Annotated in this window: 11 protein-coding genes and 2 pseudogenes; 4 read left to right on the plus strand and 9 right to left on the minus strand. The window is 65.3% G+C overall.

The window, feature by feature from the left end; all coding sequences use genetic code 11:
* Window positions 1-25: 25 nt before the first annotated feature.
* From ligD to ACQ859_RS16710, 3 genes and pseudogenes are all read right to left on the minus strand, one after another.
* Window positions 26-2731: a DNA ligase D gene (gene ligD, locus ACQ859_RS16700; protein ID WP_431266576.1), complete on the minus strand. Its 2706-nt coding sequence runs from the start codon at window positions 2729-2731 to the stop codon at window positions 26-28.
* A gap of 213 nt (window positions 2732-2944) precedes the next feature.
* A pseudogene (locus ACQ859_RS16705) lies at window positions 2945-3694 on the minus strand (exodeoxyribonuclease III); the annotation flags it as partial.
* Between the two features lie 4 nt (window positions 3695-3698).
* A complete protein-coding gene (locus tag ACQ859_RS16710) occupies window positions 3699-3884 on the minus strand; it encodes a DUF3606 domain-containing protein (protein ID WP_431257566.1) in 186 nt (61 codons plus the stop codon).
* Between the two features lie 630 nt (window positions 3885-4514).
* On the opposite strand from ACQ859_RS16710, the gene ACQ859_RS16715 reads away from it, so the two are divergent.
* Window positions 4515-4751, plus strand: a complete 237-nt coding sequence (locus ACQ859_RS16715; protein WP_431257565.1) for a hypothetical protein — start codon at window positions 4515-4517, stop codon at window positions 4749-4751.
* A 225-nt stretch (window positions 4752-4976) separates the two neighbouring features.
* Here the strand turns inward: ACQ859_RS16715 and ACQ859_RS16720 are convergent, their stop codons facing one another.
* From ACQ859_RS16720 to ACQ859_RS16730, 3 genes are all read right to left on the minus strand, one after another.
* Window positions 4977-7220, minus strand: a complete 2244-nt coding sequence (locus tag ACQ859_RS16720; protein ID WP_431261889.1) for an ATP-binding protein — start codon at window positions 7218-7220, stop codon at window positions 4977-4979.
* Between the two features lie 239 nt (window positions 7221-7459).
* On the minus strand, window positions 7460-7864 hold the full coding sequence (locus ACQ859_RS16725; protein WP_431261890.1) for a hypothetical protein: 405 nt from the start codon (window positions 7862-7864) through the stop codon (window positions 7460-7462).
* The gene (locus tag ACQ859_RS16730) at window positions 7861-8100 is read right to left on the minus strand and encodes a hypothetical protein (protein WP_431257562.1); all 240 of its coding nucleotides are present in this window, start codon (window positions 8098-8100) and stop codon (window positions 7861-7863) included. The genes ACQ859_RS16725 and ACQ859_RS16730 overlap by 4 nt, the downstream gene beginning before the upstream one ends.
* Between ACQ859_RS16730 and ACQ859_RS16735 the strand changes: the two genes are divergently transcribed.
* The 3 genes and pseudogenes from ACQ859_RS16735 (at window position 8099) to ACQ859_RS16745 (ending at window position 12983) form a co-directional block, all read left to right on the plus strand.
* On the plus strand, window positions 8099-8902 hold the full coding sequence (locus tag ACQ859_RS16735) for an alpha/beta fold hydrolase (protein ID WP_431257561.1): 804 nt from the start codon (window positions 8099-8101) through the stop codon (window positions 8900-8902). The genes ACQ859_RS16730 and ACQ859_RS16735 overlap by 2 nt on opposite strands.
* A gap of 5 nt (window positions 8903-8907) precedes the next feature.
* Window positions 8908-10035, plus strand: coding sequence for an ATP-binding protein (locus tag ACQ859_RS16740; RefSeq protein ID WP_431261891.1), 1128 nt, complete (start codon window positions 8908-8910; stop codon window positions 10033-10035).
* 396 nt (window positions 10036-10431) lie between these two features.
* A pseudogene (locus ACQ859_RS16745) lies at window positions 10432-12983 on the plus strand (catalase).
* A 942-nt stretch (window positions 12984-13925) separates the two neighbouring features.
* Here the strand turns inward: ACQ859_RS16745 and ACQ859_RS16750 are convergent.
* The 3 genes from ACQ859_RS16750 to ACQ859_RS16760 form a co-directional block, all read right to left on the minus strand.
* Entirely contained in the window at window positions 13926-15425 is a 1500-nt protein-coding gene (locus ACQ859_RS16750) for an ATP-binding protein (RefSeq protein WP_431257558.1), read from the minus strand.
* A 244-nt stretch (window positions 15426-15669) separates the two neighbouring features.
* Window positions 15670-16281 carry a DUF2231 domain-containing protein gene (locus tag ACQ859_RS16755; RefSeq protein ID WP_431257557.1) on the minus strand — a complete coding sequence of 204 codons (612 nt, stop codon included), beginning with the start codon at window positions 16279-16281 and terminating at the stop codon, window positions 15670-15672.
* A gap of 449 nt (window positions 16282-16730) precedes the next feature.
* Complete coding sequence (locus tag ACQ859_RS16760; protein WP_431257556.1) at window positions 16731-18347, minus strand: histidine kinase famiy protein; 1617 nt, start codon at window positions 18345-18347, stop codon at window positions 16731-16733.
* Between the last annotated feature and the right edge of the window lie 295 nt (window positions 18348-18642).

Below are 18642 nucleotides of genomic sequence, written 5' to 3' on the forward strand. Positions count from 1 at the left end.
CTCCAGTTGAGGGTGGGGGAGGGGCTTATGTCGCGTTGAGCAACCGGATGGCCTTGGTCAGGGTCTGCCTGCTCTTCCAGTAGTCGGCCCAAGGGTCGGATTTCTGGAAGGTGAGGTACTCACGCGCCGTGGCGATGGTCCACTGGGCGCCACCCTTCAGTTCGGGGAGCTGTTCCCACGACACCGGCATCGATACGCCCAGGCCGGGTCTTGCGCGGGCGGAAAACGCCGCGGCGGTGGTCTGGCCGTGGCCGTTGCGCAGGTAGTCGATGAAGATCTTGCCCACGCGGTTGGAGCCTCCTGACTTGGCGACGAACCGGCTGGGGATCACCCTGGCCATGTGCTGCACGACGGCTTGGGAGAACGCCTTCACCGCGTCGTACTCGAGCTTGGGAGCCAGGGGGACCACGACGTGCAAACCCTTGCCGCCCGAGGTCTTCAACCAGGCCTGCAGCCCGAGCTGCTCAAGGAAGTCCTTGGTCAGCACCGCGGCTTCCTGAACGTGCGCCCAGGTGACGCCTTCGCCGGGGTCGAGGTCGAAGATGACCCGGTCGGGAAGGTTGATGCGGCCAGACTTGGAGTTCCAGGTGTGGAACTCGATCGTGTTGAACTGGGCGGCATTGACCAGCGCCTGCGCGGAATTCACCGCGAGCAGTGCATCGTGGCCGGGCCACAGCGCCGCGTCCAGCTCGGTCATCCCGGGCATTTTGGCCTCCGAGTGCTTCTGGAAGAAGAGCTGTCCCTCGATGCCTTGAGGGGCCCTGACCAGCGAGACCGGACGGTCCTTCAGGTGGGGCAGCATCCACTGCGCGATGGACTCGTAGTAACGAACCAGCTCGACCTTGGTGATGCCGGTGGACTTGTCGATGACGCGCTCGGGATGGCTCACCTTGACGCTGACCGCCGCGCCGCCCTTGGAGGCTTCTGAACCCTTGGCGCCATTTGCGGTTTTTGCGCCCTTTGCGCTCGTTGCGCTCTTGGTGGTGTGGGTGGCGTTGGTGGTGCTAGCGGTGTTGGACGTCTCGGTTGTCGGCTTCACCGCGGTGGCGTCCTCCCGCACGATGCTGGACGCTGGTTTGTCGGTGCGAACGCCGCGGAAGGTGGCGTGTCGTACCGAGCCGTCCGGCGTCCATTCGGCGAAAGCCACTTCCACGACCATCTCTGGCCTCACCCAGCGCTGCGCGCCGGCAGACCGCTTCGACCATCGACCCGGCTTGGCTGCGGCCGGGTCGACCGTGGGCGTCTTGACCTCGAGCTGCTCGAGCTGCGTGTGCATCTCGCGTCCGGCGCTGGAACTCCAGCCGGTACCGACCGCGCCGGCGTGCTTCAGCACACCGTCCTCGTAGTACCCGAGGGTCAGATTGCCGACCTCGCCGCTGGCGTTGGTGCGATCGGTGAATCCCACGACGACGAACTCCTGGCGGTGTTGGCACTTGAGCTTGAGCCAGGTCTGCGTTCTGCCGGACGTGTAGGGGGCGTCGGCCCGTTTGAGCATCACGCCCTCAAGGCCGATCTGACAGGCGGCGGCGAGCAGCCGCGACGCGGGCGCATCGAACGTCCGGCTGAGACGTACTCGCTCGGAGGCACGGTCCTCAAGGAGGGCTTGGAGGACCTTGCGCCGGCTGTCGAAGGGCACGGCGCGCAGATCCTGTCTTCCGAGGTGGGGCACGTCGAAGACGTAGTACACGATGGATTCGGTGCCCGAGTTGTCGATGGCGTTCTGAAGCGCGTTGAAGTCAGGGACGTCCCGGTCATTCATGACGACGATCTCGCCGTCCAGCCACGCAGTGTCGATGCCCAGCGCCTCGACGGCACTGGCGACGCTGCGCAGCTTGGCGGTCCAATCGTTGCCGTTGCGCGTAAAGAGCTGCGCTTTGCCCTTGGAGATGCGCGCAAGGATTCGGTAGCCGTCATACTTGCTCTCGGCGAGCCAGCCTGCGTCGGCGGGGGCGCTCGCCAGGGTCGCCAGCTGTGGCGCCAGCGTGAGCGGGAGGGCCGCCCTCTTCGCGTTCGCGAGGTCAGGTTGCGCCGTGTCGCTGGCGGTCGCCGTGGTGACCGGCGCTGCTCGGGGGTCTCGCTCCTCGATCAGGCCGAGCGGCGTCGCGACGACACTGTCGGGCAGCGCGGTAATGACGTCGTAGTCGGCGAGCGGCCTGGCCCAGGCGTCGCGCTTCTTCAACAGCAGCCACGGCGGCTTCTTGTCGCCTGGCTTGCCGATTCTCACGAGCTCCCAGCGTCCGGCCAGCTTCTCGCCGTGCATCTTGAAGATGAGCTTGCCTTTGGCCAGCCCTTCGCCGGGATCGCCCACCGGTTCCCACGTGCCGCGGTCCCAGATGATGACGGTACCTGCGCCGTACTGCCCCTTGGGTATCTCTCCTTCGAAGGTGTTGTAGCTGATGGGGTGGTCCTCGACGTGGATGGCCATGCGCTTGATGGCGGGGTCGTAGGAGGGCCCCTTGGGCACAGCCCAGCTCACCATCACGCCGCCGAGCTCCAGGCGGAAGTCGTAGTGGAGGTGACTGGCCCAGTGCTTCTGGATGACGAACTGCAGTGCGCCCTTGGCCTTCGCGCGATGGCGCGGCACCACGCCGGCCGGCTCGGCGGTGATGCTGAAGTTGCGCTTGGCGTTGTAGCGCTCAAGCGGCGCGGGCTCGTCGCCAGCGACCTGCTCGTCGATGATCGCCTTGGTGGCCTTGGCGGCCTTGGCGGCGCTGGTAGTTGCCTTGGTCATGGGGCTGACAGTGGCGCTACCACTTGGCTCGGCAGTGGCTTTGACAGTGGACTTCGCGGTGGATTTGGCGGTGGGGGTGGCTGCTTTCGCGGTAGCCTTTTCCTTCGCCACCTTCGCCACCTTCGCCACCTTCGCCACCTTCGCCGCCTTCGTCGCCTTCGTCGCCTTCGCCACCTTCGCCGCCTTCGTCCCCCGCCCGAGCTTGAGCTCGGCCCACACTGGCGCGTGGTCGCTCGGACCTTCCTTCCCGCGCTCCTCCTTGTCGACGCCGGCATCCAAAACCTTGAGCCTGGCGCTGACGAGGATGTGGTCGATGCGAAGGCCGGCGTCTCGTTCCCAGCGCTTGCGCATGTAGTCCCAGAATGTGTACGGCGTGTTGGTGGGGAAGACCTGCTTGAGCGCGTCGGTCCAGCCTTGGGCGAGGATGCTTGCGAACGCGTCACGCGACTCGGGCTGGACGAGCGCGTTGTCTCGATAGGACTCGGTCTGGTAGATGTCCGCCTCGGTCGGCACAACGTTCCAGTCGCCAAGGAGCACGACGGGCTCGCCCGAGGCCCAGAGGGCTTCGGCGCGCTTGCGCAGTCTCTCGAACCACTTCAACTTGTAGGAGAACTTGGGGCCGGGCTGCGGGTTGCCATTGGGCAGATACAGGCATCCGAAGAGGACGCCGTTGATGGCGGCCTCTACATATCGCGCCTCGAGGTCCTTGGCGTCCCCCGGCAGCTTGCGGGCCACCTCCACGATGTCATGGCCGCGAGCCAGTAGCGCGACGCCGTTCCAGGTCTTCTGACCGACGACCAGGGATTCGTACCCGGCCTCGCGCAAAGCATTGGCAGGGAAACGCTCGGTGACGGTTTTCAGCTCTTGAAGTGCGACGACATCAGGCTGGGTGCGGTCGAGCCAGTCGAGGAGAAGGTCGAGACGCCGAACAACGTTGTTGACGTTCCATGTCGCGACCCGCACGACATCACCGTTTGGCTGACTTCAAGTACTGCTCAACTTCGGCGGCGCGGTCACCCACCTGGGCAACCGCGTCCCTGAGTTGCTGTGTGGTTACGCCGAACTTTGCAGCCCAGTCGCGAAGTTCATAGTCCTCGCTGACGTTGATGCGCTTGCGGTCTTGCCCACCGGTCTTACTCTTGTCGTCAGACATGGATATCTCCTTTGGAAATTCTGCAGCGGATGTGCGAACGGGGATGGGAGCACGCATCCCGCTGGCTTTGGCATTGGACAGCAACCCGTGTGCCTGACGATCGAAGGGGCCGCCCGTCACCCTTGCACCCTCGCACCGTAGCGAGGTCATCGCGGCGCTGAGCACGGTTCCGCCCACTCGGGGTCGCGCTGCGAGTGGTGCCTTCAGGCGGAGCGCCTGGGACGACTTCGGGAGGGCGCGGCGCGGCGAAGCGAGGGTCAACCCTGGCGCAGCGCTTTGAATTCATGACGCCGGCTGTAACGCCTGAGCACTCGCCTTTCAAAGGCGCATACTCCCTCCGCACCCCTGGAGGCTCCGATGGCCATGTGCAGTGACTGCTCGGCAATCCTCAAAAACAAGCGGGGCGAACCGGGTCACGCATTCCTTGTCGAAGGCAAGACCACCAGGGAGCCGACGTCCAGCGGAAGCGTCTATCTGACCGAGTTCACTTGCTCCGTGTGCGCCACCGTGTGGGTCTACGAGAATGACCGTAGCGATGAGCATTCGGGGTGGCATCCGGAGTACTAACATCAACGCGCGGCAGCGGGCCCGCCGAGCGAGCTCGCGGATCTGGCAGGGAGGAGGCTCGCCATGGAGTTGGACACCGTCTCATACGTCTTTCAGTGCCCGAGCGGGACGTTCACCGTCAAGCAACGCATCAGCGGTAGATGGCGAGTCCGCATCGATCACATGCCTTGGGGTGAGTCCTTCGACGGCGCCCAGGACGCCGTCAGCGCGCTGGCAGCCGCGTTCGATGTGCCGGCGTCCGTGCAGGCGTGGACCGAGGTGGGTCATTTCCACACGGCCGATGGCAGATGGGCGGGTTAGCCGCCTTGGCGGGCTGGCAATGTCGCTCATATAGACTCAGGTGTAGAGCCCTGGTCAAAAGTCATAGGTGAAGGACGGGCTCGCCTGACGTTGTTGGCCAGGGGAGAGGTTGGCTGGCCGGTCGCTGCGGTTGGCCCGCTTGGTCGTGGCCGGCGTTCGCGCACTCTCGGTGCCTTGAAGTTGACCGCGCCGGTGTCTCGGACCACGCCCTGCCCACGATGGCGCTCACTGCGGCGGCGCCGCAGCGGAAGACATCCATTCGCCGATGGCGGCAAGCAGCCGGGCGGGCGCCACGGGCTTGGTCAGGTGCGCATCGAAACCTGCCTGCGCCGTTCGCTCCCGATCGCGTTGCGCGCCCCAGCCGGTGAGTGCGATGAGTCGAACGCCGATCAGGCCGGTGTCCTGTCGCAGACGCATCGCCACCTCGTAGCCGTCCATCAGTGGCAATCCCAGATCCAACAATACGATGTCAGGGCGCCAGGACCGTACGAGGCGAAGGGCCTGGGGACCCGTGGATGCGCCGCGCGCGTCGTGGCCGTGCGCCGTCAGCAATTCCAGCAAGGTGGCCAAGCCGTCCTTGTTGTCTTCGACGACAAGGATGCGCACCGCGCTTGCGGTACCGGTAGAGAGGCTGCCGGGCGCATGGGCTTGGGCGCTGTGGGAGATTGGGGCGGTGTGGGCAATTTGGGTGGTCTGCGAGGTCTGGGCGGTTTGGGCCGTTTTGCCATGATGGGCTGGCTGGGCAGCTTGGGCGGCGTGAACGGCGTGAACGATGTCTACGGCGTGCACGGCGTTGGGACTCTCGGCGTGCGTCGGGGCGGGCATTCGCGCAAGCTCGATCCGGAAAGTGCTGCCGTCGTCCAACCCGTCGCTGTGCACGCTCACCTGGCCACCGTGCAGCTCCACCAAGCGCTTGACCAGCGAAAGCCCGATGCCTAGACCGCCCTGCGATCGCATGCCAGCATGGGCGAGCTGGGTGAAGAGCTGGAATACCTTGCTCTGATCCTGCAACGGAATGCCGATGCCGTTATCTGCCACCTCCACCACGATCCGATCGCCCTCCACCCAAGCGCTCAGCCGCACCTGGCCGCCGTCCGGGGTGTACTTGGCGGCGTTGTTGAGGAGGTTCGTGACGGCCTGGACAATGCGCGCGGGATCGACGTCGGCCACGGCCGTCTCGTCAGGGACGCTTACGCTCACCCGGTGGCCGGCCGCGTCCAGCGCGGGTTTGGAGGCCTCCAACGCCTGATGCAGCAAAGGCGCGATAGGGTTCGGTTGACGTTTGAGCTCGACCAGACCTCGGTTGATGCGCGACACGTCGAGCAGGTCGTCGATCAGGCGCGCCAGCTGACCGGTCTGACGTTCGATCACCGCCAGCGCGCGGTCGCGCCGGACTGCGTCGTCCACTTTCTGCAAGATGGTGGTGGCGTACATCAGCGGGGCAAGCGGGTTGCGCAACTCATGCGCCAGGGTGGCCAGGAATTCGTCCTTGCGACGGTCCTGTTCCAGCAGCATGGCCGACGTGCGCACCCGCTCGATGTGGGCCCAGCAGCGGTCCACGACCTCACCGACCACACGGACGTCGTGCTCGCTCCACTCGCGCGGCGTGGCCTGATGCACGGCCATCATCGCCACGAGCTTGCCGCCCTTCACGAGCCCGGCGCAGATGATGGCCTTGATGCCGATCGCATTGAACATCCGGCCGCCGCCCTCGTCGCCGAGCTCGCGGTCCACGTCGTTGACGATCAGGTGCTGGCCACGGCGCAGTTTGAATGTCGCTTGCGGACCGAACAGGTCCAGCGAGTAGGTGCCAGCGCTGGATGCAACGCCGGGGATTGACCAGTCGGCGCGTATCGTGAATCGGTCGTTGTCGGGCTCCACATCGGCGTAGGCGCACCGTGTCGCCCCGAGGTGCTCGCCAAGGATGCGAGCGGTCAGCTGCATCACCTGCGCCGCGTCTGTGACGGTGCGGGTCGCCAGGCCGATCAGATCCAGCAGCGCTAGCCGCTCGGAGGTCTGGTGTTGCTGCTCCTGCGCGTGCCTGCGTTGCGTGATGTCCAGCGCGGCGCCCAAGAGGCGCACGCAACGGCCTGCAGCGTCGAAGACGCCCCGGCCTTTGGCGGCGACCCAGCGCACGTCGCCGGCGCTGGCGCTGACGACCCGATACTCGACCTCGTAAGCGGGCCGACGATGCGAATCCTGCGCCGACGCGACGGCCTGCATCACGCGCTCCCGGTCGTCGGGGTGGAGCATGGCGCGGAATCGCTCGCGCGTGATCGGCTCGTGTGGCGTCAACCCGAACATACGTCGCATGCATGGCGAGAACTCGAGCCGGTCGGTCACGAGATCCAGGTCCCACAACCCGATGTCGGCCACCTCGACCGCCAGGTTCAACAGCGCTTCGTTCGCCTCCTTCGCTTCGTTCGATACATGGGCCACGGGTTGCTGCGGCAAGGGAGGGGTGGTCATGGAAAGACTTTCAGCGGGGCACCGGTCGCGACAACGGGTTCCGTTGCAGCATCACATTCGCACCAGGCTGCGGAGGTGCGGTGGGCCTGGAGCAACCCGCCCCTTCGCATCACCGTGATGGTCTGCGTCTTTGGCAGTGGCTGGTCTGCAAGGGCTTCGAACGCAGTCACTGAGCTACCTATTGGAGTCGCGCGTAGGCATTGCGGATCCCATCTGCCAACGTGTTGCACACCAAAGACTCAGCTTCGGCCTGCACTGAAGCGCACGCCGTCGAACCTACGAAGGACGACTTCCTCGATCTGTTCGATTCCTTCGTCAGTGAGCGGCTTGTGGCATATCCGATCGAACAGGTCGGGTCCGCGGTCCCGAACCACCCCCGGGCTCCAGGCGGACATGCCCACAAGGAGGACGCTGCCGTCGTGAAGCGCCCGAACCCGCGTAGCGAATGCGATGCCGACTTCCAACGGGGTCTCCACGCCCACCAGAACCACGTGAGGTTCAAAACGATCGACTTTTGCCAGCGCTTCGACCAGTGAGCCGGCCGCCTCGACCGACCACCCCCTTGCGCTGAGCAGGGCCGTCAGCGCGTGCACCAGGTCCGCCAGGGGATCAACGACAAGAATTCTTGGTTGCATCGTCGTCAAACGGCAATTGGCGAGCCAGCAAGCGTCACATCATCGCGCGCGCGTTGCCCCAAAGCCTCGAGCGGTTGGATCGATTGATGCCGCGACCCTGAGCGATGTCGACGGGACCCGTGGGTCCAAAGAGAGGGCGCGTCGACGATCGAAGGTGACGCTCGATGGACGTCGGGCATAATTTTGAGTGTCTCTTTGCGTTCGATCCGGTACTGCGAGCGCTCAACCGTTTTGGAGCGCAGCATGTCGGTCTTGAAGCGAAACAGCGTGAGCATCCATGGCGCAGGCGACAGGACTTTGGTGTTCGCGCACGGCTTCGGTTGCGACCAGAACATGTTCCGCCTGCTCGCGCCGCAGTACAGCGCGCGCTACAAGACCGTCACTTTCGATCACGTGGGCAGCGGGCGGTCAGACCTGTCGGCCTACGATCGAAAAAAGTACGGTTCGCTAGACGGTTACGCGAGCGACCTCCTGGAGGTCATCGACGCAGTGGCGGACTCGCCGGTCGTGCTCGTCGGACACTCGGTGAGCGCCATGATCGGGCTGCTCGCGGGGATCCGCAGTCCCGAGAAGTTCGCCGGACACATCATGCTTGGGCCGTCCCCGTGCTACATCAACGACGACACCTACGTCGGTGGTTTCGACAGGGCGGACATCGATTCGCTGCTGGAGACCCTGGAGGCCAACTACCTGGGGTGGGCGGGCAGTATGGCGCCAGCCATCATGGGCGCCCCCGAGCAGCCGCAGCTCGCCGACGAACTCACCGCAAGCTTTTGCCGGACCGACCCGGAGATCGCCAAGCAGTTCGCGAGAGTGACCTTCACCGCGGACAACCGTGCCGATCTGGACAAGCTGACCGCGCCCGTGCTCATCGTGCAGTCGACCGACGACTTCGTGGCCCCGTTGGTGGTGGGTCAGTATCTGAAGGCCCACTTACCCCACGCGATGCTGCGTGTGGTCGACAACACCGGGCACTGTCCGCACCTGAGCGTCCCCGGCGCCAGCGCGCAGGCCATGGACGAGTTCCTCGCCTCCATCGATTACTGAGCGTCATGTCCGGGGAACAGGCTGCGCCTCGCGATGCCGAGCAACTGCTCGAGGAGATGCCCTGCGGGCTGCTGGTGACGCGTATGGACGGCACCATCGTGCGCGTCAACGCGACCTTCTGTCGCTGGATCGGCATGAGCGCCGAGGAGCTCGTGGGCGCGAAGAAGCTGCAGGAATTGCTGACGGTAGGCGCGCGCATCTTTCACCAGACCCATTGGTTGCCCATGCTGCAGATGCAGGGGTCGATCTCGGAGGTCAAGTTCGACGTGAAGGCCAAGGACGGCCGACGGCTCCCGATGATTTTGAACGTGATGCGCCGGACGACCGACGCGGGCACCTTCGACGAGGTCTGCGCGTTCATCGCCGAGGACCGCAACCGTTATGAGAAGGAGTTGCTGGCCGCGCGCAAGCGCGCCGACAGCCTCGTGGTGTTCGAAAAGGATCGTGCGCTGTTCGCAGAGCAGATGGTGGGCATCGTCAGCCATGATCTGCGCAATCCTCTGTCGGTCGTGCTGATGGCTGCCAAGGCGCTGAGCACGCGGGGCGTCGATCTCAGCGAGGAGCAAGCCCAGCGGATGCTGGCCAACATCACGCGCGCCGCGGAACGCTCGCGCCGCCTGGTGGATGACTTGCTGGACTTCACGGTCGCGCGGCTCGGGGACGGGCTGTCGGTGTCTCGCGAGTTGATGGACGTCCATCTCGTGACTGAGAAGGCGGTCGAGGAACTCGCCCTGGCTTATCCCGGCAGGGGGCTGCTACACAGGGGTGGGGGGCCGGGTCAGGCGTACGCCGATGGCGACCGGCTGTCTCAGCTGCTGGGCAACCTGGTGAGCAACGCGATGGCCTACGGCGATCCAACGCGCGATGTCACCGTGAGCTCATTGGTGAAGGAGGGCACGGCACGCCTGGCCGTGCACAACTTCGGTAACGCCATTCCGGCCGACATGCTCACCGCGGTGTTCGAGCCCATGGTGCGGGGCGAGACGCCCGGCAGCGCACAGCGCAACGTAGGCCTGGGACTTTTCATCGTCAAGGCGATCGCCGCGGCCCATGAGGGGCGGGTGGAAGTGACCTCGTCCGTCGAAGACGGAACGATCTTCGCCGTGTCATTCCCGGCGTTGCCGGGCGCTTGAAGCCTCGCGGCTGCGCGTCGGCCGCCGCGTCGGTGGAGTTGGATGCCTTCCTCCGGATCCCTGACAGGCGGCTGGTGACGTGGCGATGCCTTGCGAACTTTATCGGGGCGTCAGACGTCGATTCCATATTGGAAATGAGGCAGCGCTCGAAATTCGCCGGGTCATTTGATTGGTCATTTGATTGGTCATGCGGTCGGTCATGCAGCGAGGGCGTTCGGCACCGTTTGCAGACTGCGTTCAGGCATTGCCGCGCGTCATCGGGCCGACATCGCGTCGGAGCGTTGCAGTGCGCCTATGCCGACTTGCCGACTTGCGGGTTCGACCGCATGACGACCTCTCGGGGCGGGAACGCCGGGTGCTACGCAGTGGACCTTCAACGCCACATCGGGAACCGACATGCCGAAACCGCCCAGCAAGCCCACCGACTCGACGCGACGTCCTGGCAAGGATGACAGCCTGAGCAAGCCAGCGAAGGACTCGTCCGCAAAGGCCGCGGCCAGGAACACCGACAGCGGGCCGTCGTCGCCCACCTCGGCGCCGCCGGATGGCGCCGACCTCGCCGTTCAGAAGGTGGCGCACACGCAGGAACTGGCCGCCTCGCTCCCATTCAATGCCACCAAGGCCGCTGAACACGGTTTCGACAACGGTGTACGGCCACCTGCCGGGGGACTGCCTCTGCCGCGTCGCGCCTGCCGCTGGGCAGCACCTTGTCCGAATCGCAGACGAGTGAGAAGGTGGGCACGCAGGCCCCGGAAGGGCGCAACGCCACCATCGCCTCGATGGACCGCGTGCGCGTCGATTCCTCGGGCCAGGCGCTCACGACCAACCAGGGCGTGCGCATCGCCGACAACCAGAATTCGCTCAAGGCCGGCCCGCGCGGGCCGGTGCTGCTGGAAGATTTCGTCCTCCGAGAGAAGATCACCCACTTCGACCACGAGCGCATCCCCGAACGCATCGTGCATGCGCGAGGGTCCGGCGCGCACGGCTTCTTCGAGGCCTACGAAGCGCTGACGGACCTCACCAAGGCCGCGCCGTTCAAGGAGGCGGGCAAGCGCACGCCGGTCTTCGTGCGCTTTTCCACCGTGCAAGGCGAGCGCGGCAGCAAGGACACCGCGCGCGACGTGCGCGGATTCGCCGTCAAGTTCTACACCGACGAGGGCAACTGGGACCTGGTGGGCAACAACATGCCGGTTTTCTTCATCCAGGACGCGATGAAGTTTCCTGACTTGGTCCACGCGGTCAAGCCCGAGCCACATCACCAGATGCCGCAGGCCGCCAGCGCGCACGACACCTTCTGGGACTTCGTCTCGCTGATGCCAGAGTCCACGCACATGCTGATGTGGGTGATGAGCGACCGCGCGATCCCGCGCTCGTACGCGACCATGCAGGGTTTTGGCGTGCACACCTTCCGGCTAGTGAACGACGCGGGCGACTCGGTATTCGTGAAGTTCCACTGGACGCCCAAGGCCGGCACGCATTCGCTGGTGTGGGACGAGGCCGTGAAGATCTCCGGCGCCGATCCGGACTTCCACCGACGCGACCTCTGGGAGCGCATCGAAGCAGGCGCCTATCCTGAGTATGAGTTGGCCGTGCAGGTCTTCACCGAAGAACAGGCCGAGGGCTTCAGCTTCGACATCCTGGACCCAACCAAGATCGTGCCGGAGGAGCTCGTGCCGTTGCGTCCCGTGGGGCGCATGGTGCTCAACCGCAACCCGGACAACTTCTTTGCCGAAACCGAGCAGGTCGCGTTCTGTGCCGCCCATGTGATCCCGGGCATTGATTTCAGCAACGATCCGCTGCTGGCCGGGCGCATCCACTCCTACGTGGACACGCAGATCAGTCGTCTTGGAGGACCCAACTTCCACGAGCTCCCGATCAACGCGCCGGTCGCCGCGGTTCACAACAACCAGCGTGACGGCATGCATCGCCAGGCCATCCCGCGCGGACGGGTGTCCTATGAGCCCAACTCGCTGGCGGGCGGCTGTCCGTTCCAGGCAGGCGCTGCGCAGGGCTTCACCTCGGTGGCGGCGCGGCAGCAGGGCCGAGACGAGCAGGCCAAGGTGCGCGCCAAGCCCGAACTCTTTGCCGAGCATTACAACCAGGCGCGGCTCTTCTACGAGAGCCAGACGCCTGCCGAGCAGGCGCACATCGCCGCGGCCTTCCGTTTTGAACTGAGCAAGGTCACCGTGCCGGCCATCCGCACGCGGATGCTGGCTTCGCTGCGTAACGCGTCGGAAGAACTTGCGACAAAGATCGCGCAGGGCCTCAACATGCCGCTGCCCGACCCCGCGCCGCTGGCCATCGAGCAGCCGCCCGAACCTGAGGTGACGCACTCGCCCACGTTGTCGCTGATGGCGCGCCCGGGCGACGGCTCCGTGGCCGGCCGCAAGGTTGTGATCCTTGTCGCCGACGGCGTCTTGGGTCAGTCCGCCAGCGAGGTGCATGCCGCCCTGTTCGAAGCGGGGGCCGTGCCGCGCTTTGCCGCACCGCGCATTGGTCCGGTGCAGACGGCCGACGGCGTGGAGCTGCAGGCGGACGTGTCGCTGGAGAACGAGCCGGGATTCCTGTTCGACGCACTGGTGGTTCCCGACGGAGAGGCCGGTATCCACGCGCTGCTGCAGGACGCGCACGTGTTCGAGTTCGTCCGCGATCAGTTCCGGCACTGCAAGCCGATCCTGGCGCTGGGGGCAGGCGTGACGCTGCTGCGCGCCTCGGGCCTGGGGCCGGCACTGGACGCCGGCGCGGGCACGGAGGATGGGGCGGAAAACCGTACGGAAGGCCGTGCGGTAGACATCGCAGCGGACCATGAGAAAGCAGCCGCGCTCGCCAGTGCCCACGCGCCGGGCGTCATCGTCGAAACGTCCTCTGTGGACGGCGCGCGGGCGCTGATTGCCGAACTGGGCACACACCGTCATTTCGAGCGCGAGACAGATCCGCCCAAGGTGTGATCCGACCTACGACCCCGGTGGGGTAAATGGGAAAGAAACAGGGCTGAGGCGCCGCGAAGCGGAGGCGTCCGCCCGTCCAGCCCGGCTACCCCATCTGTGCCGGCCCCCTGGAGCGCCCAGGGGGCGCGGTGGGCGCCCGGGCAGCTATCACGTGCAGCGGAATCGCGTGACCCCTTCTCGCGGGTGCTTTGCCAGTTGTCATCGGTCCAGCCGGAAGATCGCGCCAGCGCCTACGGGCGATCAAAGCGCGGCCACCAGCATCGCGACACGCCGGCGCCCAGGCCTGCAGACGTGCATCGCACGCACGGTCCACAAGGCGGTGTTCCCAGACTGGCAACGCGCCGATGAGCAGCAACCAGGTGGAAAGAACGATCAATCAGCGACCAACGCGTTGCCTGCCAGGGTTGGTGTCGGAGACTAAGCTCAGCCACCGTACCTGGATACTCGGGGACGGCGATCAGCTGACCCGGCTTCGCCTGGACGGCGTCTTGACCAACGTCAGCACGGCGTGACGCCCCCAAACCGGAGCTTGTTGGCGCGCTCGAAGACCGACATGCCCCTCCACAGCGCAAATCGGTGTGTTGCGCCTCTGTACTCGGCATGCCGACCGGCAGCGCAAACGCGGCACGGGCACCAGTGGCGCACCTTGGTCGCTGTGACTGATGGCCCGCCATCCTTGCTGCGGGCGGGCCACGCCACTGCCCGGTGACAGCGAACAGTGCGAATGCCGTCAGTTGAGCCGGCGTGAGGCGACGTTGGGAATCCCGATACGGGAACACCAGTCATGCCCTAGATCGCTGGCACGACCGACCGCGACACCCGCGACACCCGCGAAGGCCGCGAAGGCCGCGAAGGCCATCATCTTCCACTGACGCATTAGCCTGGCGCTGCCAAGGGCGGCATGCTCTCCGACAAAAAGTCATCCAAGCGCGCAGCGCGGACTCAGCCGAGGGCTCGCAGTTTGCGGATGACGTCGTTGAGTTTGTAGGGCTTGGTCATGAAGTGAAAACCTTCCAGCCGTCCGTCCGAGGAGGGAGGGCCTTGCTGGCCCGCGAAACCCGAGACCAGGATCACGCGGAGATGCGGCGCGGCCTCGACCGCCCGACGTGCCAACTCAATGCCGGTCATGCCTCTCATCCGCACATCGCTGAAGAGCAGGTCCACCCTTGGCGCGCGCTCAAGCACCTCAAGGGCATGCTCACCGGAGTCGGCCGAGAGCACCTCGAACCCGAGTGTGCGGAAGAGTTCGGACGTGACGTCCAGGACTTCCGGCTGGTCATCAACCACCAGCACGGTTTCGGACTGACTGGACGCCTCGGCCTCGAACCCGGATGTCAACGCGGGGAAGTAAAGCGTGACCGTGGTGCCAGCGCCTTCGGCCGACTCGATCTGCATGTCCCCGCCGCTTTGCTGCACCATGCCAAACACCTGGCTCAAGCCCAGGCCCGAGCCCCTGCCCGGGCCCTTCGTCGTGAAGAAGGGCTCGATGGCGCGCTGGCGGGTGGCCCAGCTCATGCCCTGTCCGTTGTCGGTGACTGCGAGCGTGACGTAGCGGCCCGCTGGCAGCGTCCCCACCTGTTCGCGCGCCAGGTCAGCCGTGCCGGTGCTCACGACGATGCGACCGCCCGGGGGCGTCGCATCGAAGGCATTGACCACCAGATTGAGCAGCGCCGTCTCGAACTGCGTCGTGTCCACCAGCACGTGCGGGAGATCTGGCTGGAGTGACAGCGCCAGCACGGCGTGATGGGTTCCGGCGCGGCGCAGTACCGCCTCGAAGGAGGAGATCACCCGACTCAGTTGTCGAGCGGATTTCTCCACGGGTTGCTGTTTGGCAAACGCCAGCAACTGCTGCACCAGGCGAACCCCGCGGTCGATGGCCAATTCCATCGAGTCGAGCAGCTTGACCTCTGCAGCCAGCGCGCCGCTCTTGCGCAGCACCGCCAAACCGTTGACCACGACGCTGAGCAGATTGTTGAAGTCGTGCGCGACGCCGCCGGTCACCTTACCAAGCGCCTCCATCTTGTGCGCCTGAAAAAGCGCTTCCTTGGCACGCTCGAGTTCAAGCTGCGCGATGTGGCGCTCGGTGATGTCGCGCGTGATCTTCGCAAAGCCGAGCAGCTCGCCGCTGCTCGAGCGCACCGGGTCGATGATCACGCTGGCCCAGAACCGGCTCCCGTCCTTGCGCACTCGCCAGCCTTCGGCCTCGAACTTTCCCGTTTGCACTGCTTGCTCAAGAGCTCGCTGGGGAAGGCCGCTGGCCCGGTCTTCATCGGTGTAGAACCGTGAGAAGTGCTCACCCATGATTTCCGCCGGCTGGTAGCCCTTGAAACGCTGGGCGCCTGCGTTCCAGCTCGCCACGGTGCCTTCCGGTGTCAGCATGTAGATCGCGTAATCGGTCACTGACGAGATGAAGCGCCCGAGCCGTTCGTCTTCGCTGCTCACCAGGGCGGTAGTTGCCGAGTCCATAGTGCCGTCGAGTCGTCAAAAATGTCGTGTCGTGATGCTAGCCGTTGCTTGGCCACTGGCGTCGCATCCTGTGCCTTGCGTGGAGTTGCGTTGGTGGTCGCGGTGGGGTAGCGGTGGGGTAGCGGGGATAGCGGCCATGGGCCCGACGAGCGCGGCGACCACGTCCTGCTGTCCAAGTCGTCTCGCCCTTGGTGGCTGGCGGCGGCCCCAGCGGGATCGCTCACCATGCCACGTCATCACCGCACCGCGGCATGAAGCCGCCAAGTTTCTGCTGCATCCACAGCATCACCGTTTCGTACCATCCGTCATTACTGGTTCTCTGGCACTTTGAACCTCCCCACCGGCGATGGTTCCCTGGCCACGAGGCTACGTGCGTGATCACCCGGTGCAGAGCCGTCGGTGCAACCGATGAAGGGACTGCGACGGCCCTGCAGGTCTCCCCCAGCCAGGCGGTCAGCAACGACGCCAGCGCGCCTGCCCACGCGAGCGCGTATGCCTGCCAAGGCGGTGAGAGTGGCGCGGGCTCGCGCAGCACCCAACTTCCGGCGAACAGCATCAGCGCCATCACGTTGGCGCCCGCGAGAAAGCGTGCGACGCCCGGCGCTGGTCGTGCCGTGGGCATGGAGAACCAGTCGATGAGTCCGAATGGCACGGCGATCACGCCGCCAATCAAGCCGCCCGCGATCAGATAAAAGGCCACGACGGCGAACGCGGCGCTGCCCATGGCGATGGCAAGCCAATCGAAGAAGACGGAGCCGCACAGCAGGAACAGCGGGAACAGCAGTACCAACTGGTGCAGCGGGACATAGACGGATGTGGCTTTGCGTTGCATCGCGATGCTCCGAAACGACGATGGCGTGGTGAGCGTTGTGGCGAACGAGTTCACGGGTCGCGGTAGCCGACGGCGCCTGTTCGGCATGCATCGGACGTCTTTTCTGACGTTCGGACATCGGCTTTCGCTATGAACTGTCTGTTCGGGTGGACCATGTCTTTGTCCCCGCAACGATTCGGTAGGGTCCCGTATTGACTCAGTTCAGATCAGCAAACGCTATGCCCATCAGCCTGGGCCCTAGGGCCCTGGAGGCTAGGGTAGACGAGATGGGTGAAGTGGCGAGTTTGAAGGGCAGGGAGGACGTTTCACACCGCGCGCGCTCCGTCAGCGTCTTGCAGAACGCCGCTGCCGTTTGTTCTGACGCATAGGCCGCATGCGGCATCGCGGTTTTTCCTCGATCTCAGTGTCGCGAGGCCGGACGCATTGGCAGGCTTTCGTGCGCCTGCATTTCAGCTCTGCTTATCCAACGCTCTCCGGACACGCACCCGCAGATCCTCTGAGGTGAAGGGCTTAAACACGATGTCATAGCTCTCGCCGCCCCAGCGATCCAGACTGCCATCGGCAAATCCGGTCATGAGCAGGGCACGCAAAGCTGGACGCAGGAGCTGGGCCTCCTGGGCCAGCAGCACGCCGTTCTTGCTGCCGGGCATGATGACGTCGGTGAGAAGCAGCCGGATGTCTGAGCGGTCTTTGAGGAGCATCAGCGCGTCGTCGGAGTTGTAGGCGGTCAGGCAGCTATAGCCTTCGGCTTCTAGCATCGCGGCGGCCGTCTGGGCCACCTCTGGACGGTCGTCGACCACAAGGACCAGCTCTCCCTGGCCGCCGCGCACGCGCGAAGAACTCTGGGACGTCGTTGGGGTGGGAACATCGACGACCGCAGGGAAGTACAGACGCACCGTGGTGCCCGCGCGCTCCTCGGAGTAGATCGTTGCCATGCCGCCGCTTTGCTTGGTGAAGCCGTAGACCATCGACAGGCCCAGACCCGTGCCGCCTTGCTCGGCTTTCGTGGTGAAGAAGGGATCCATGACGCGGGACAACGCCTGCCTGGGAATCCCCAGCCCCTCGTCGCTGACCGACACCGTCACATAGTCGCCCGGGGCGGGAAGGCCGTGCAGCCGCATGTCCTCTGCGGTGATCGCGAGATTGCCAGACCGCACCCAGACCCGGCCGCCGTCTGGCATCGCATCGCGCGCGTTGACCAGCAAATTCAGCAGCGCCGTCTCGAACTGAGACGGGTCGAGGCGCGCGTTCGCGACAGACGGGTCGAGTTCCAACTGCACGCGCACGCCTTGCAAGGAACTGGCCGCCATGTCGACCGTCCTGGCGATGGCGTCGTTGACGCTGACCACGCGACCTTGGAGCTGCTGTTTGCGGGCGAACGCGAGCAACTGCTGAGTGAGCGCGCCCGAGCGCGCCGCCGCGGCCTTCACGTTGGAAAGGGCTCGGCTGAGCAGCGCGTCGTCTGGCGCCGCGCTCCTGGCGCGCGCTGTCGCTACCTCGGCGTTGCCGGTGATGACCTGCAAGAGATTGTTGAAGTCGTGCGCGATGCCCCCCGTGAGCTGGCCCAGCGCTTCCATCTTCTGAGCCTGGCGCAGCGCCGCCTCGGCATCGCGTCGACGGCTGACATCCAGCTGCGACGAAAAGTAGTAGAGCAGCTCTCCGCTCTCACCCCGCACAGGCGTAAGAAAAAGCGCGTTCCAGAACGTGCTGCCATCCTTGCGGTAGTTCAATAGCTCCACCGTCAATTCCTTCTCGGCGCGGATGGCCTCGCCAATCAGGGCCACAGTACTGGGATCGGTGTCCGGCCCTTGCAAGAAGCGGCAGTTCTTCCCGAGGATCTCCGCGATCGAGTAGCCGGTCATTTCCAGGAAAGCCTCATTGGCGAACACCAACGGGGTATCGGGTTGGCGCGGATCGGCCACCACCATGGGCATGCGCGTGGCGTGCACGGCGGCATGGAAGATGTCCTGGCCAAGCCCACCGGACGCAAACCCCTCGGTGCGCACGCGGGCGTCGTGTCGCGGGGCATGCGGAAATTGGTCGCGAGGATCGGTATCGGAACTCATGTCACACCAGCCAGTGAATCTTGCGGCCATCCTGCCGTTGAAACACGCATCAACCCGCCAGACCCGATCCTGTTCGCATGCAGGACTTCTCCGACACAGCTTCGCGGTGCCTTGCGCCAACTTTTGGAGAGGAGGGGGACCATGTCGTAGACGAAGGTCCGGCCACACGCGCGTCGAGGCGTGATACAGGCTGAGCAGGACACGGTAGCTGAAACACGTTTCGACCTGAGGTCGATGCATCCTCGCGATGAAGAGGTGCGCGGCGCGCGCTCAGGTCGCGGCAAGCGCGCCGCGT

This window comes from Roseateles chitinivorans (assembly GCF_050632235.1).
Taxonomy (GTDB): Bacteria; Pseudomonadota; Gammaproteobacteria; order Burkholderiales; family Burkholderiaceae_C; genus Roseateles; species Roseateles chitinivorans_A.